The sequence below is a fragment of the Variovorax sp. DAIF25 genome, assembly GCF_050711835.1.
In the GTDB taxonomy this organism is placed as follows: Bacteria; Pseudomonadota; Gammaproteobacteria; order Burkholderiales; family Burkholderiaceae_C; genus Variovorax.
Genome location: NZ_CP136636.1, coordinates 4,930,283 through 4,943,502, shown reverse-complemented (window position 1 = coordinate 4,943,502; position 13,220 = coordinate 4,930,283). Strand labels below are relative to the sequence as shown.

At 70.7% G+C, this 13,220-nt stretch carries 16 protein-coding genes; 7 read left to right on the top strand and 9 right to left on the bottom strand.

Features of this window, described 5'->3' with window-relative positions; genetic code table 11:
- Positions 1 to 122: 122 nt before the first annotated feature.
- From coaBC to R0232_RS22730, 4 genes are all read left to right on the top strand, one after another.
- On the top strand, positions 123 to 1,346 hold the full coding sequence (gene coaBC, locus R0232_RS22745) for a bifunctional phosphopantothenoylcysteine decarboxylase/phosphopantothenate--cysteine ligase CoaBC (RefSeq protein WP_057595937.1): 1,224 nt from the start codon (positions 123 to 125) through the stop codon (positions 1,344 to 1,346).
- Complete coding sequence (locus R0232_RS22740; RefSeq protein ID WP_208513326.1) at positions 1,346 to 1,810, top strand: hypothetical protein; 465 nt, start codon at positions 1,346 to 1,348, stop codon at positions 1,808 to 1,810. The genes coaBC and R0232_RS22740 overlap by 1 nt, the downstream gene beginning before the upstream one ends.
- Positions 1,807 to 2,253 (top strand): dUTP diphosphatase, encoded by a 447-nt coding sequence (gene dut / locus R0232_RS22735; protein WP_057595939.1) that lies wholly within the window; start codon positions 1,807 to 1,809, stop codon positions 2,251 to 2,253. Before R0232_RS22740 ends, dut begins: the two co-directional genes overlap by 4 nt.
- Before the next feature lie 204 nt (positions 2,254 to 2,457).
- The gene (locus R0232_RS22730; RefSeq protein WP_057595940.1) at positions 2,458 to 2,958 is read left to right on the top strand and encodes a glycine zipper 2TM domain-containing protein; all 501 of its coding nucleotides are present in this window, start codon (positions 2,458 to 2,460) and stop codon (positions 2,956 to 2,958) included.
- A gap of 78 nt (positions 2,959 to 3,036) precedes the next feature.
- Here the strand turns inward: R0232_RS22730 and R0232_RS22725 are convergent, their stop codons facing one another.
- On the bottom strand, positions 3,037 to 3,561 hold the full coding sequence (locus tag R0232_RS22725) for an FKBP-type peptidyl-prolyl cis-trans isomerase (protein WP_208513327.1): 525 nt from the start codon (positions 3,559 to 3,561) through the stop codon (positions 3,037 to 3,039).
- Positions 3,562 to 3,575: 14 nt separating this feature from the next.
- Here R0232_RS22725 and R0232_RS22720 point away from each other — a divergent pair, with 14 nt between their 5' ends.
- From R0232_RS22720 to R0232_RS22710, 3 genes are all read left to right on the top strand, one after another.
- On the top strand, positions 3,576 to 4,718 hold the full coding sequence (locus R0232_RS22720; protein WP_431509502.1) for a JmjC domain-containing protein: 1,143 nt from the start codon (positions 3,576 to 3,578) through the stop codon (positions 4,716 to 4,718).
- Complete coding sequence (locus R0232_RS22715; RefSeq protein ID WP_431509501.1) at positions 4,708 to 5,223, top strand: hypothetical protein; 516 nt, start codon at positions 4,708 to 4,710, stop codon at positions 5,221 to 5,223. The genes R0232_RS22720 and R0232_RS22715 overlap by 11 nt, the downstream gene beginning before the upstream one ends.
- Before the next feature lie 100 nt (positions 5,224 to 5,323).
- Positions 5,324 to 5,590 (top strand): hypothetical protein, encoded by a 267-nt coding sequence (locus R0232_RS22710; protein WP_093354655.1) that lies wholly within the window; start codon positions 5,324 to 5,326, stop codon positions 5,588 to 5,590.
- A 98-nt stretch (positions 5,591 to 5,688) separates the two neighbouring features.
- Here R0232_RS22710 and R0232_RS22705 read toward each other — a convergent pair whose 3' ends face one another.
- From R0232_RS22705 to R0232_RS22670, 8 genes are all read right to left on the bottom strand, one after another.
- Complete coding sequence (locus R0232_RS22705) at positions 5,689 to 6,465, bottom strand: MBL fold metallo-hydrolase (RefSeq protein WP_093354658.1); 777 nt, start codon at positions 6,463 to 6,465, stop codon at positions 5,689 to 5,691.
- A 5-nt stretch (positions 6,466 to 6,470) separates the two neighbouring features.
- On the bottom strand, positions 6,471 to 7,553 hold the full coding sequence (gene bamC / locus R0232_RS22700) for an outer membrane protein assembly factor BamC (protein ID WP_093354660.1): 1,083 nt from the start codon (positions 7,551 to 7,553) through the stop codon (positions 6,471 to 6,473).
- A 159-nt stretch (positions 7,554 to 7,712) separates the two neighbouring features.
- Positions 7,713 to 8,561 carry a 4-hydroxy-tetrahydrodipicolinate synthase gene (gene dapA, locus R0232_RS22695; RefSeq protein ID WP_057595398.1) on the bottom strand — a complete coding sequence of 283 codons (849 nt, stop codon included), beginning with the start codon at positions 8,559 to 8,561 and terminating at the stop codon, positions 7,713 to 7,715.
- Positions 8,562 to 8,694: 133 nt separating this feature from the next.
- The gene (locus R0232_RS22690) at positions 8,695 to 9,276 is read right to left on the bottom strand and encodes a class I SAM-dependent methyltransferase (RefSeq protein WP_431509500.1); all 582 of its coding nucleotides are present in this window, start codon (positions 9,274 to 9,276) and stop codon (positions 8,695 to 8,697) included.
- 31 nt (positions 9,277 to 9,307) lie between these two features.
- Complete coding sequence (locus tag R0232_RS22685; RefSeq protein WP_172705632.1) at positions 9,308 to 9,448, bottom strand: hypothetical protein; 141 nt, start codon at positions 9,446 to 9,448, stop codon at positions 9,308 to 9,310.
- A gap of 34 nt (positions 9,449 to 9,482) precedes the next feature.
- On the bottom strand, positions 9,483 to 10,712 hold the full coding sequence (locus tag R0232_RS22680; RefSeq protein ID WP_431509499.1) for an MFS transporter: 1,230 nt from the start codon (positions 10,710 to 10,712) through the stop codon (positions 9,483 to 9,485).
- Between the two features lie 86 nt (positions 10,713 to 10,798).
- Positions 10,799 to 12,007, bottom strand: coding sequence for an MFS transporter (locus tag R0232_RS22675; protein ID WP_431509498.1), 1,209 nt, complete (start codon positions 12,005 to 12,007; stop codon positions 10,799 to 10,801).
- Entirely contained in the window at positions 12,000 to 13,187 is a 1,188-nt protein-coding gene (locus R0232_RS22670) for a serine hydrolase domain-containing protein (protein WP_431509497.1), read from the bottom strand. The genes R0232_RS22675 and R0232_RS22670 overlap by 8 nt, the downstream gene beginning before the upstream one ends.
- Positions 13,188 to 13,220: the final 33 nt, after the last annotated feature.

Below are 13,220 nucleotides of genomic sequence, written 5' to 3'. Positions count from 1 at the left end.
GGCGACACCTGGCGCGGGTGGACACTGTTACCTCGCCCGGCGCGGGACATCGGGGCCGCCGCGAACGACCGTTCGCCCCAGGGCGCGGCGGGGATGCGCGGGTCATTACACTCCGCCCCACCATGCAAGACCTCGCCGGCAAACACATCGTTCTGGGACTCACGGGCGGTATCGCCTGCTACAAATCGGCCGAGCTGTGCCGGCTGTTCGTGAAGGCGGGGGCCACGGTCCAGGTCGTCATGACCGAATCGGCCGAGCAGTTCATGACGCCGGTCACGATGCAGGCGCTGTCGGGCCGCCCCGTCTACACCTCGCAGTGGGACGCGCGCGAGCCCAACAACATGCCGCACATCAACCTGAGCCGCGAGGCCGACGCGATCGTGCTCGCGCCCTGCAGCGCCGACTTCATCGCGCGCCTGGTGCAGGGCCGCTCCGACGAGCTGCTGAGCCTGCTGTGCCTGGCGCGCCCGCGCGACCGCGTGCCGCTGCTTCTCGCGCCCGCCATGAACCGCGAGATGTGGATGCATCCCGCGACCCAGCGCAACCTGGCGCAGGTGGCGGCCGACGGCGCCACCGTGCTCGGCGTGGGCAACGGCTGGCAGGCCTGCGGCGAGACCGGCGACGGCCGCATGCTCGAGCCGGCCCAATTGCTGGAAGACATCACCGCCTTCTTCCATCCCAAGCTGCTCGCGGGCCAGCACCTGCTGGTGACGGCCGGACCGACCTTCGAGGCGCTCGATCCGATCCGCGGCATCACCAACCACTCGTCGGGCAAGATGGGTTTCGCCATCGCCCGCGCCGCGCGCGAAGCCGGCGCCGAGGTCACGCTGGTGGCCGGGCCGGTGCACCTGCCGACGCCGCGTGGCGTCACCCGCATCGACGTGCGCTCGGCGCAGGAGATGCTCGCGGCGACCGTCGGTGCATCCTCGCGTGCTAGCGTTTTCGTAGCAACGGCGGCGGTCGCCGACTGGCGCCCCGCGACCCAGAGCGACCAGAAGATCAAGAAGGACGGCAGCGGCAAGACGCCGGTGCTCGAGTTCGTCGAGAACCCCGACATCCTGCTGACCGTGGCGCGCAGCGAGCGCGCGCAGGCGAAGAAGCTGTTCTGCGTGGGCTTCGCGGCCGAGAGCGAGAACCTCGTCGCGCATGCCAAGGCCAAGCGCGAGCGCAAGGGCATCCCTCTGCTGGTGGGCAATATCGGCCCGCTGACGTTCGGCCAGGACGACAATGCGCTGCTGCTCGTGGACGCCGATGGCGTGCGCGAACTGCCTCGCGCGCCCAAGCTCACGCTGGCGCGCGAGCTCATGACGGAGATCGCGGCGCGGCTGCCCGACTGGAGGGTCTGATGAAGGCTGAATGGAACACCCCGCCCAATGGCGACTTCGTGCGCTATGTCGAGGGGCTGACGGCCCAGGCCGCGAGGAACCTCGGGCGCGGCCAGACGGACGTGACCGGCGAACACGGGCTCGACGTCGGCATGACGCCGAGCGCGGGACCGGGCGCGGTGGTGCCGCCGGCGCAGGCCCGCGCGCGCGCCGCGGCCACCAATGCCGCCAAGTCCGAATCCGCGCAGGGCGGGCCCTTCGGCGCGCTCACCAAGCCCCTCCTCGGCGCGGCCGGCGTGGCCTTCGTGATCCTGTGGTCGGTCGGCGTGCCGATCTACGTGCTCGTGGTGCTGGCCGGCCTGGCCTTCTGGTTCGCCGGCAAGCTCAAGACGCTGGCCTTCCCGGGCGCGGCCAAGTGGCAGCAGGTGCTCGAGCAGGCGAACCGCCGCGAGACAGAATCTCAACAAGGAAAAGCAAGCAAGTGAAAGTCGACGTCCGCATCCTCGATCCCCGCATGGTGGAGCAGTTGCCCACCTACGCCACACCCGGCAGCGCGGGGCTCGATCTCAGGGCCTGCATCGATGCGCCCGTCACGCTGGAGCCCAATGCCTGGCAACTGGTGGGCACCGGCATCGCGATCCATCTCGGCGACCCGGCCTACGCGGCGATGATCCTGCCGCGCTCGGGCCTGGGCCACAAGCACGGCATCGTGCTGGGCAATCTGGTCGGACTGATCGACAGCGACTACCAGGGCGAACTCAAGATCAGCGCCTGGAACCGCAGCGACACGCCCTTCGTGCTGCAGCCGATGGAGCGGCTCGCGCAGCTGGTCATCGTGCCGGTGGTGCAGGCGAAGTTCCATGTCGTCACCGAGTTCGCGCCCACGCAGCGCGGCGAGGGCGGCTACGGTTCCACCGGCAAGCACTGACCGGCAGCTGACTGCAGCGATGCGCAACCGCGCGCAACGGCGCGTATCGCGGCGGTAAAGAAAGGAACCTCGGAAGCGGGGCGGGGCTCACAGGTTTCAGCTTGTGTCCTTGCGTCATCGCCGTAGCCACTGCGGCGTTGAACACACAGGCGGGTGCGCCGCTCCATCGCATGGCGCACCGTTCTTTCCGAGGAGCCTTTCAACATGAAGATCTCAATGCGCTTCGTTTCCGTCACCGCATCCGTGCTGGCCCTGGCCACGCTCACCGCCTGCGTGGCACCCGCACCGGTCTACCAGACCTCCCGCTATCCCTACCAGCCGCCGCCGCAGGCCGTGCCCTACCGCGAGGCCGCCTACGTCGAGTACGGCCACGTGGCGAACATCGAGGTGCTGCGCAGCGAGACCGCCGGCACCGGCACCACCGGTGGCGGTGCCGTGGCCGGCGGCGTCATCGGCGGCGTGGTGGGCAACCAGTTCGGCCGTGGCAACGGCCGCGCGGCGGCCACCGCGCTCGGCGTGATCGGCGGTGCGCTGCTGGGCAACACCATCGAGGCGCAGCAGAACGGTCCGCGTGCCTACGAGAGCTACCGCATCTCGGTGCAGACCGACCGCGGCGGCTACCGTGCCTTCGACGTGCAGCACCCGGGCGACCTGCGCATCGGCGACCGCGTGCGCATCGACAACGGCCAGCTCTCGCGCATGTAGGTCGGCATCGGCGTCACGTCGCGCCAGCCAAGAAAAAGCCGGGCAATGCCCGGCTTTGTCGTTGATGCGATCGAGGGATCAGTGCAGCGTGTCGTTGCCCGGCGAGACCGGCTGCACCTTGAAGAAGGCCGTGCCCGCGGTGCCGCGGCCGATCTCCTCCTCGGTGGCTTCGCGCACCGAGCGCACGAGGATGTCGAGCCGGATCGCGATGCCCGCCAGCGGATGGTTGCCGTCGAGCACGAGGTGCTCGGGGTAGATCTCGGACACCGTGTACATCGCATCCTTCGGGATGTTCTCGCTCACGCCCGCGGGCAGCGCGCTGCCCTCGAAGGTCATGCCTTCCTCGGTGCCCTCGGGGAAGAGGGCGCGCGGCTCGAGGAAGAGCAACTGGTCGTTGAAGTCGCCGAAGCCCTGTTCGGGCTCGACCTGCAGCTGGATGCGGTCGCCGGGCTCATGGCCCTGCAGGGCCGCCTCGATCACGTCGAACAGATCGTCGCCACCGATCAGGAATTCGACCGGTTCGTCGAGCACGTCCAGCACATCGCCGAGCGTGTCTTTCAGGGTCCAGGTCAGGCCGACCACGCATTGTTCAGAGATTTCCATTGCAGAATTCTCCCATGGAGATCACAACACCGCTGCCCCTGCTGGGCGGCCTGAGCGCCGCGCAGTTCATGCGGCGGCACTGGCAGAAGAAACCGCTGCTGGTGCGACAGGCGGTACCCGACATGGTGCCACCCATCGACCGTTCCGCGCTGTTCGCGCTGGCCGAACGCGAGGAGGTCGAGTCCCGGCTGATCCGCCATGGCAAGACCGGCTGGAGCCTGAAGCACGGCCCGCTGCCGCGCCGTTCGCTGCCCTCGCTGAAGCAGGCCGCCTGGACCCTGCTGGTGCAGGGCGTCGACCTGCACCACGAGGGCATCCATGCGCTGTTGCGGCAGTTCAGCTTCCTGCCCGACGCGCGGCTCGACGACCTGATGATCAGCTACGCGAGCGACGGCGGCGGCGTGGGCGCGCATTTCGACAGCTACGACGTGTTCCTGCTGCAGGCGCAGGGCCGGCGCCGCTGGTCCATCGGCAAGCAGGGCGACCTGCGGCTGCAGCCCGGGGTGCCGCTCAAGATCCTCGAGCGCTTCGAGCCCGAGCAGAGCTTCGTGCTCGAGCCCGGCGACATGCTCTACCTGCCGCCGCGCTATGCGCACGACGGCGTGGCGGTCGGCGGTGACTGCATGACCTTCTCGATCGGGCTGCGTTCGCCGTCCGCGGGTGAGCTCGGCGCCGACCTGCTGGCGCGCATCGCGCAGGCCCATGCCGACGAACTCGAGGACGCGGGCCCGTCGGCCGCCGTGCGCTACCGCGACCCCGCGCAGCCCGCGGTCGAGGCGCCCGGCGCCATGCCCGCCGCGCTGCAGGCCTTCGCGCGCAAGGCGGTAGAGATGGCGCTGCGCGATCCCGATGCGATCGACCGCGCGCTCGGCGAATCGCTGACCGAGCCCAAGGCCAGCACCTGGTTCGACGAGGGCGGGGAGGCGCCCGACGCATTGCGCGCGGTGCGGCTGGATCGTCGCACGCGCATGCTCTACGACGCGCGCCATCTCTACATCAACGGCGAGAGCTTTCGCGCGGGCGGGGCCGATGCCACGCTGATGCGGCGCCTTGCCGACCGGCGCGCGCTCGGGCCGCGCGAGCTCGCGAAGGCCAGCGACGATGCGCTGTCGCTGCTGGCCGAATGGTGCGAGGCGGGCTGGCTGCATGCCGAGTGACACCGCGTTGCCGTCGCCGCTGCCCGAGGGCCGCTTCGACGGCCGCGAGGACTTCGACCGCCTGCTGCGCACCGCGCTCGCGTCGGCGGCGCAGCAGGGCTGGAAGGAAGTGATCTTCAGCGACCCCGACTTCGCCGACTGGCCGCTGGGCGAGCGCGCGAGCATCGAGGCGCTGCAGGCCTGGTCGGCCAGCGGCCGCAGGCTGGTGCTGCTGGCCGAGCGCTTCGATGGCGTGGAGCGCCGGCATGCGCGCTTCGTCGGCTGGCGCCGCAGCTGGGACCACATCGTCGAATGCCGCGCGTTGCGCGTGTCGCCGGCACAGGCCGGCAGCGGCGTGCCGAGCGCGCTGTGGACACCGTCGTGGTTCCTTCATCGCATCGATGTCGAGCGCGGCCGCGGTCTCGCCAGTGCCGATGCGCGCACGCGCAGCGCGCTGCGCGAATCGATCGAGGAATGCTGGCGCCAGGCCCGGCCCGCATTTCCCGCGAGCACGCTGGGCTTGTAAGCCAATGCCGCGAATCCCGCGGCCAGACATAAGAGCGACAGCATGCGGGTCTAGAATTTTTTTCGTCCCTCAAGACCTTCATTGCCAAAGGAGCCTTTTCATGAAGAAGACAACGTCCGTCCTGCTCGCCTCGCTGCTCGCCGCTTCCGCCCTGGTGGCTTGCGGCAAGAAGGAGGATGCGGCGCCCGCCGTGACCACGCCGCCGCCCGCGCCCGTGACCGAGCCCGCACCGGCCCCCGCGCCCGCCCCTGCCGCATCGGCGCCGTCGATGGGCGCCTCGGCACCATCGGCCGCCGCATCGTCGGCACTCGATGCGGCCAATGCCGCGACCGAAGCCGCGAAGAAGGGCGAAGCGCCGAGCAAGTAAGCCGTCGCCGCACACGAAGCAAAGCCGCCTCAGGGCGGCTTTCTTCATGGGGCTTTCAATCGCCTTTCAATCGGCTGCCGATCGCGCGGCACGCGCGCTCAGACGTCGAGCCAGGGCGAGCCTTCGGCCGCGCTCGCGGTGAGCATCTCGGCTTCGTTGCCGCCGAGCGCCTGTGCCATCAGCTGGCGCACGATCTCGGGCCGGTTGTTCTGCTCGCTCAGGTGCGCCGCGACCACGTGGCGCAGCCCGTCGTGCAGCACCGCGCGCGCGATCTCCGCGGCGGCCTGGTTCGAGAGGTGGCCGTAGTTGCCGCCCACGCGCATCTTCAGGAACGGCGGGTAGGCCGAGTTGGCCAGCAGCTCGCTGTCGTGGTTGAACTCCAGCAGCAGCGAATGCGCGCCGCTCAGGCGCGCGAGCACGTGGGCGGTGGCATGGCCGAGATCGGTCAGCACGCCGAGCGTGCGGTTGCCGTCGGTGCAGCGCAGCTGCAGCGGCTCGCGCGCATCGTGCGGCACGGTGAAGGGATGCACCGACAGCTCGCCGACCGCGAAATCCTCGTCGTCGCGCGCGATGTGCAGCTGCCCTTCGAAGTCGCGCCCGCCCGTGGCCAGCCAGGTGCCTTCGCTCATCCAGACGGGAATGCGGTTGCGCCGCGAGAGGGTGTGGGCGCAGCCGATGTGATCGCCGTGTTCGTGCGTGACGAAGATGGCATCGATGTCGCTCGCGGCGAGCCCGGCGCGGGCCAGCCGCTGATCGAGCTGGCGGATGCCGAAGCCGCAGTCGATCAGGAGCCGGGAGGTGCGGCCGCCGCTGGTCGCCTCGACCAGCGCGGCATTGCCCGTGCTGCCGCTGCCGAGGCTTCGGAAGCGGAGCATGGGACTTACTTCAGGTCGTCGGCGATGACCTTGACGATGCGCTCGGCATTGGCCGAGGTCTCGGGTGCGCCGGCTTCGTTCTGCACCGACACCGTGCTGCTCTCGCCCTGGCTCTTGATCAGGATGCGGAACTTGAGCGGCGACTCGGTCTTGCTCGAGCTGAACAGCTTGCCGAAGAAGCCGGGCTCCTTCTTGTCGGGGTTCGGCGGCACGTAGCGCACGAAGTAGACGCCGGCGCTGCGGTCGCGGTCTTCCACCGTGAAGCCGGTGCGGTCGAGCGCGAGGCCGACGCGGCGCCATGCGCGGTCGAAGCCGTCGCTGAGCTGCACGATCGGCTGGCCGCCGACGTTGGCCACGCGCGCGGTCTGCACCGGTGCCGCGGCGGCGGTGGCCGCGACCTGCTTGGCCTGCTCCTGCGAGACGCCGAGCTTGACCATCAGGCGGCGCAGGAATTCGGCTTCGAGCTCGGGGTCGGAGGGGCGCGGCTGCCAGACGGTCTGGTCCTGGCGCGTGTTGGTGTAGACCTCCTGCATGCCGCGGTGGCTGATGTAGATCTCGGTGCCGTTCGCCGTGCGCTCCATGCGGGTGCGGAAGCGGTCGAGTTCGCCGGTGGAGTAGATCGAGTCGACCAGCTTGCCCAGCGTGCCGCGGATGATGTCCTGCGGCAGCTTGGCGCGGTTCTCGGCCCAGTCGGTTTCCATGATGCCGAGGTTGCGCTGCTCGGTGGTCAGCAGGAAGCCGCTTTCCTGCCAGAAGTCCTTGACCGGCTCCCAGAGCTGGTCGGGCGAGCGGTTGACGACCAGCCAGCGCTGCGTGCCGGTGCGTTCCAGGCGCACGTCGCCGAGGTTCGAGACGGCGGTGGGCACGCCCGGCGCGTTGGCGACGCCGGTCTGGTAGGCATTGGCGGTCACGGCACCGCCGGGGATGTTGTAGCGGTTGTCACGCGAGAGCTGCGACAGGTCGGGCGGCACTTCGAGCGTCGGGGCCTTGCCGGCGCTCTTGTAGTCGATCTTGTCGCTCTCGAGAACGGAGCAGGCGGCGAGGCTGGCGACGAGGGCCAGGAGTGCGAATCGCGAGAGGTACTTCAACGTCGTCTTCCTTGTTGGAATGGTTCGGTCAATCGATGGGCCGCTGTGCCCGCCCGTTCTGAGCTCGGTTCAGGCAAAAGGTTGCTTAACCTCGGACGCGGCAGGGTAAAAGAAGATCGTGGAGGGAATGTGGAGGTGGCGAGGGCGCGGTGGCGCGCATCAGTCCTTGAGCAGCCCGGTCGCGCGCAGCGCGGCCTCGACCGCCGGACGGCTGGCCTCGGAGAGCTCGGTCAGCGGCAGCCGCAGCGCACCGCCGCAGAGGCCGAGGCGGGACATGGCCCACTTGAGCGGAATCGGATTGGGTTCGACGAACAGGTTGCGGTGCAGCGGCATCAGTTCGAACTGGATCTGCATCGCGCGCTTCACGTCGCCCGCGAGCGCGGCCACGCAGAGCTCGTGCATCTTGCGCGGCGCCACGTTGGCCGTGACGCTGATGTTGCCCTTGCCGCCGCACAGCATGAGCGCCACGGCGGTCGGGTCGTCGCCCGAGTAGACGGCGAAGCGCTCGGGCAGGTCGCGGATCAGCCACTGGGCGCGTTCGATGTTGCCGGTGGCTTCCTTGATGCCGATGATGCCGGGCACCTGGGCCAGGCGCAGCACGGTGTCGTGCGCCATATCGGCGACGGTGCGGCCGGGTACGTTGTACAGCACGGTGGGCAGGTCGCCCACGGCTTCGGCGATGGCCTTGAAGTGCTGGTACTGGCCCTCTTGCGTGGGCTTGTTGTAGTAGGGGACGACCTGGAGCTGGGAATTGGCGCCCACGCCCTTGGCGAACTTGGCGAGCTCGATCGCTTCCTTGGTCGAGTTGGCGCCGCAGCCGGCCATGACGGGCACGCGGCCCCGGGCCTGTTCGACCGACACGCGGATGATTTCGCAGTGCTCTTCCACGTCGACCGTGGGCGATTCGCCGGTGGTGCCGACGACGCCGAGGCAGTCGGTGCCTTCGTCGATGTGCCAGTCGATCAGCCGGCGCAGCGCGGGATAGTCAACGCTGCCGTCGTCGTGCATCGGCGTGGCCAGCGCGACGATGCTGCCTGTGAGTTGCTCCAAGGGGGAATCTCTTTGTCGTGGACGAAAGCACGCATTCTAATAGCGCACCCCCTGCCCGCCACCCGGGCGGCCCCGGGTCCCGAGGGGGTGGTCAGGCGGCCTTCAGCGGATGGCGCGCCGGCAGGTCCGCCGCGGCGGCGGGCGCCCGGACCGCCGCGATGCGCTGCACGAAGCGCGCCGGTTCGCTCAAAAAGCCGTCCTCGTAGGCCACCACGCGCAGCCCGTCGCAGGCGGCCAGCAGCTCGCCCGGGCGCAGCAGGAAGTCGGGCCGCGAGGGCTTGCCCACGCTCTCGTTGCCCGCCGCGAAGGTCTCGTAGAGCAGCACGCCGCCGGGCGCCACGGCCGCGACGATGTCGGGCAGCCGCGCTCGCCACAGGTAGTTGGTGACGACCACCGCGCCGAAGCCCCGGCCGGCGAAGGGCCAGGGGCCGTCCTCGATGTCGGCGGTGACGACCATGCCGAAGGCAGCTGCCGCGGCGGTGGCCTCGGGCGAGCGGTCGACGCCCGTGGCCGGGTGCCCGCGCTGCGCGAACCAGTGCATGTGGCGCCCGGCGCCGCAGGCCACGTCGAGCACGGTGGCGCCCGGCGCGAGCAGGTGGCTCCAGCGCACGATCCATTCCGAGGGCGCCGACAGGCCGTGGACCGGGGAAGGGGGATTGGTTACATCTTTCATGGCGCCTTGCGCCCGCCGGGCGCGCGAACGGTCAGAAGCACGACCAGATCTGGTCGACCAGCATCACCGCGAATTCGGGGTGGGTGTAGAGGCTGAACACGCCCGCCAGCGCGAGCGCCGCGGCGGCGAACCAGCCGGTGCGTGCGAGCCGTTGGCGCGAGAGGGGTGTCATGGCCGCCATTGTGATCCCGGCATCAGCCCGTGTATCAGCCTGCGTGCGCGGCCGGCCGGCCCACCGGGCGCGCGATCGCGCTCTCGCGCACCGGCAGGTTGACCAGCGCCGCGAACACGCCGAGCGCGATCGCGAGATACCAGACCACGTCGTAGCTGCCCGTGGTGTCGTAGAGGTAGCCGCCGAGCCAGACGCCGAGGAAGGAGCCGACCTGGTGGCTCAGGAACACGAAGCCGCTGAGCATCGAGAGGTGGGCCACGCCGAAGATGCCCGCCACGATCGCATTGGTGGCCGGCACGGTCGAGAGCCAGAGGAAGCCCATCGCGGCCGAGAACAGGTAGACGCTCAGCGGCGAGGTCGGCACCACGAGGAACAGCGCGATGGACACCGCCCGCGCGAAATAGATCGCGGCCAGGATCTTGCGCTTGGCGAGCTTCTGGCCCAGCAGTCCCACCGTGTAGGTGCCGAACACGTTGAACAGGCCGATCAGCGCCAGCGCATAGCCGGCCACGTCGGCCGGCAGGCTCTTGTCGCGCAGGTAGGTCGGCATGTGGATGCCGATGAAGGCGAGCTGGAAGCCACAGACGAAATAGCCGGCCATCAGCAGGCCGAAGCTCGGATAGCGGAAGGCCTCGCCCACGGCCTGCAGCACCGACTGCTCGCGCTGCGCGGCCGCCGCTTCGCGCCGCGGCTCGCGCAGGCCGAAGGCCAGCGGCACGATCACCAGCACCAGCACGGCGACCACCGCCAGCGCGGTCTGCCAGCCGAACTGGCCGATCAGCCGGCCCTCGACCGGCGCCATCAGGAACTGGCCGAAGGAGCCGGCCGCGGCCGCCACGCCCATCGCCCACGAGCGCCGCTCGGCCGGGATCTGCCGCCCGATCACGCCGTAGATCACCGCGTAGGTGGTACCGGCCTGGGCCGCGCCGATCAGCAGGCCGGCGCTCAAGGTGAACAGCAGCGGCGTCGGCGAATGCGCCATGCCCAGCAGGCCCAGCGCATAGAACACCGCGCCGCCGATCAGCACCCGGAACGCGCCGAAGCGGTCGGCCAGCATGCCCGCGAACACCCCGAAGATGCCCCACGAGAGGTTCTGTATCGCCAGCGCGAACGAGAAGGTCTGCCGGCTCCATTCCTGCGCCTGCGTGATCGGCTGCAGCCAGAGCCCGAAGCCATGGCGGATGCCCATCGAGAGCGTGACGATCATGGCGCCGCAGAACAGCACCTGCCTGATCGAGAGGGTGGGAGTGGAAGGCGATTGCATGCGGCGACTGTAGCCAAGAGCCGGCTTTGGCATGCGCGCCGCCGGCGACAGCCATTGATGATTTATCGGCGGCGTTTCAATGCGTTTCAGGCATCAAAGCCGGCCGCCGCGATGGCCCGCGCGCCCGGAAAGCCATGGGCGCAGGCGCGCCAGGCCAGCCACAGCGCCGGCACCAGCAGCACGAGCAGCGACCAGGGCAGCGCGCCGGCGCCGCGGCCCTGCAGCAGCAGGCCGCCGATCAGCCCGCCGCCCGCGATGGCGCTGTTCCAGGCCGTGACCACCATCGACTGCGCCACGTCGGCGGCCTCGCCGGCCGCGTGCGCCGAAGCGGTCTGGAACAGGGTCGCGGCACCGCCGAAGCTCAGGCCCCAGACGGCGACGGCGAGGAACACCGCCGGCGCGGAGGTCGTGGCCACGCCCAGCAGCAGCGCCGCCCCGCCGAAGGCCGCGGTGCTCGCCAACACCAGCTCGCGCAGCCAGCGGTCGATCAGCACGCCGGTGAGCCAGATGCCCGCCAGCGAGGCGCCGCCGAAGGTCAGCAGCACCAGGTCGACCCGTTCGCCGAGCCCCGCATGGGCGAGAAAGGGCGCGATGTAGGTGTAGAGGATGTTGTGCGCCAGCACGAAGGCCAGCATCACCGAGAGCACGGGGCGCACGCCCGGCAGCACGAACACCTGCCGCACGCGCTGCCGGCGACCGGCCGCCTGGCCGGGGAAGTCGGGCACGCGCCAGCGCACCCAGGCCAGCAGCAGCACGGACAGCACCGACATGCACAGGAAGGCCGCGCGCCAGCCCACGCTGTGGCCCAGCAGCGTGCCGGCCGGAATGCCCAGCGACAGCGCCAGCGGCGCGCCGAGCATCGCCACCGCGGTCGCGCGGCCGCGCAGCGCGGGCGCCACCATGCGGCCCGCATGGCCGGCGACCAGCGCCCACAGCAGGCCCGCGAACACGCCGGCGAAGAAGCGCGCGACCAGCGTCAGCGCGTAATCGTGCGACAGCGCGGTCACCGTGTTGACGATCGCGAAGCCGCCGATGGCCAGCATCAGCAGCGGCCGCCGCCGCCAGCCCTGGGTCAGGGCGACCAGCGGGATCGCCGCCACCAGCGAGCCGATCGCATAGACCGTGACCCACTGGCCGACCAGCGCGGGCGCGATGTCCAGGCTGGCGCCGATCTGCGGCAGCAGGCCGGCCGGCATGGCCTCGGTCAGGATCGTGACGAAGCCGGCGGCGGCCAGCGCGAGCAGGCCGGACAGGGGCAGCCGGGCCTCGGGCGAAGGGGCGGTGCGCTCAGCCATGGACGGCGTCCCGCAGTTCGTTCACGAAGCCGCCCGACATGCCTTCGTAGAGCGTGTTGGTGAAGGCCACCACGCTGAGGCCGCGGGCGCGGTCCACGAACCACGAGTGCCCGTAGGCGCCGCCCCAGCGCCAGGTGCCGACGGATTCGGGCGAGGCCGCCGCCACCGGATCGTGCAGCACCGAGAAGCCGAGCCCGAAGCCGTAGCCCGGCGCGTCGGCCGGGCCCCAGGCGCCGGTGTGGTTGCGGCCCATCTCGTCGACCGAGGCGCGCGGCAGCAGCGGCGCGCCGCCCTCGCGCAGGGTCTCGAGCAGGCGCAGGAAGTCGTGCGCGCTGCCGACCATGCCGGCGCCGCCCGAGGGGAAGGCTTCGGGGTCGAAGGCGCGCGCGGGATCGAAACGGATGCCGATGGCGCCGTCGAACGGCGTCGCGACGATCGGGCCGTCCATGCGCCGCGGTGCCGCGCCGGGAACGTTGACGTAGGGCACGGCGAGCCGGGCTTCGTCCGGCGCGACGCCGAAGCCGGTATCGCGCAGGGCCAGCGGAGCGGTCACGAGCCGGCGCACCGCCTCGGCCAGCGGCTGGCCGCTCGCGGCCTCGATCACGCCGCCGAGCACGTCGATGGCCAGCGAATAGAACCAGCCCGTGCCCGGCGCATGGAGCAGCGGCACCCGTGCGATGCGCCGCAGGTTCTCGGCCAGGTCGATGCCGCTGCGGTCCATGCCGTCGGACACGCCGGCCCGCGCGTAGGGACCGTCGTCGCGGGCCTCGAAGAAGCGGTAGCCGAGCCCGGCGGTGTGGGTGAGCAGCTGGCGCAGCGTGATGACCGGCTCGCTGCCGTCGGGCAGGCGCGGGCGGAAGTCCGGCAGCCAGCGCGTGACCGCGTCGTCGAGCGCGAGCCGGCCCTGCGCCGCGAGCACCATCGCGGCCGTCGAGACGATGGGCTTGGACACCGAGGCCAGCCGGAACAGCGCGTCCTCGCGCATCGGGCGGCCGGCCTCGCGGTCCGCCAGGCCGGCTGCGCGGCGGTGCACGAGGCGCCCCTCGTGGGCCACCAGCACCACCGCGCCGACCAGCCGCTGCTCGGCCAATGCGCGATCGATGGCCGCGTCGATGCGCGCCGGGTCGGGGCCGCGCCAGTTGGCGGCGGAAGAGGCAGGTTTTTCGTGGGCGAATGACATGGCGCCAACGATAGGAACAAGCCGACTGCGGAA

Bases quoted from the DNA above. Each gene is read 5' to 3' on its own strand.
- R0232_RS22685 (WP_172705632.1), bottom strand. From the start codon at position 9,448: ATGACACCCCTCTCGCGCCAACGGCTCGCACGCACCGGCTGGTTCGCC.
- R0232_RS22675 (WP_431509498.1), bottom strand. From the start codon at position 12,007: ATGGCTGAGCGCACCGCCCCTTCGCCCGAGGCCCGGCTGCCCCTGTCC.
- R0232_RS22740 (WP_208513326.1), top strand. From the start codon at position 1,346: ATGAAGGCTGAATGGAACACCCCGCCCAATGGCGACTTCGTGCGCTAT.
- coaBC (WP_057595937.1), top strand. From the start codon at position 123: ATGCAAGACCTCGCCGGCAAACACATCGTTCTGGGACTCACGGGCGGT.
- R0232_RS22720 (WP_431509502.1), top strand. From the start codon at position 3,576: ATGGAGATCACAACACCGCTGCCCCTGCTGGGCGGCCTGAGCGCCGCG.
- R0232_RS22730 (WP_057595940.1), top strand. From the start codon at position 2,458: ATGAAGATCTCAATGCGCTTCGTTTCCGTCACCGCATCCGTGCTGGCC.
- R0232_RS22680 (WP_431509499.1), bottom strand. From the start codon at position 10,712: ATGCAATCGCCTTCCACTCCCACCCTCTCGATCAGGCAGGTGCTGTTC.
- R0232_RS22725 (WP_208513327.1), bottom strand. From the start codon at position 3,561: ATGGAAATCTCTGAACAATGCGTGGTCGGCCTGACCTGGACCCTGAAA.
- R0232_RS22705 (WP_093354658.1), bottom strand. From the start codon at position 6,465: ATGCTCCGCTTCCGAAGCCTCGGCAGCGGCAGCACGGGCAATGCCGCG.
- dapA (WP_057595398.1), bottom strand. From the start codon at position 8,561: ATGCACGACGACGGCAGCGTTGACTATCCCGCGCTGCGCCGGCTGATC.
- R0232_RS22710 (WP_093354655.1), top strand. From the start codon at position 5,324: ATGAAGAAGACAACGTCCGTCCTGCTCGCCTCGCTGCTCGCCGCTTCC.
- R0232_RS22670 (WP_431509497.1), bottom strand. From the start codon at position 13,187: ATGTCATTCGCCCACGAAAAACCTGCCTCTTCCGCCGCCAACTGGCGC.
- R0232_RS22715 (WP_431509501.1), top strand. From the start codon at position 4,708: ATGCCGAGTGACACCGCGTTGCCGTCGCCGCTGCCCGAGGGCCGCTTC.
- R0232_RS22690 (WP_431509500.1), bottom strand. From the start codon at position 9,276: ATGAAAGATGTAACCAATCCCCCTTCCCCGGTCCACGGCCTGTCGGCG.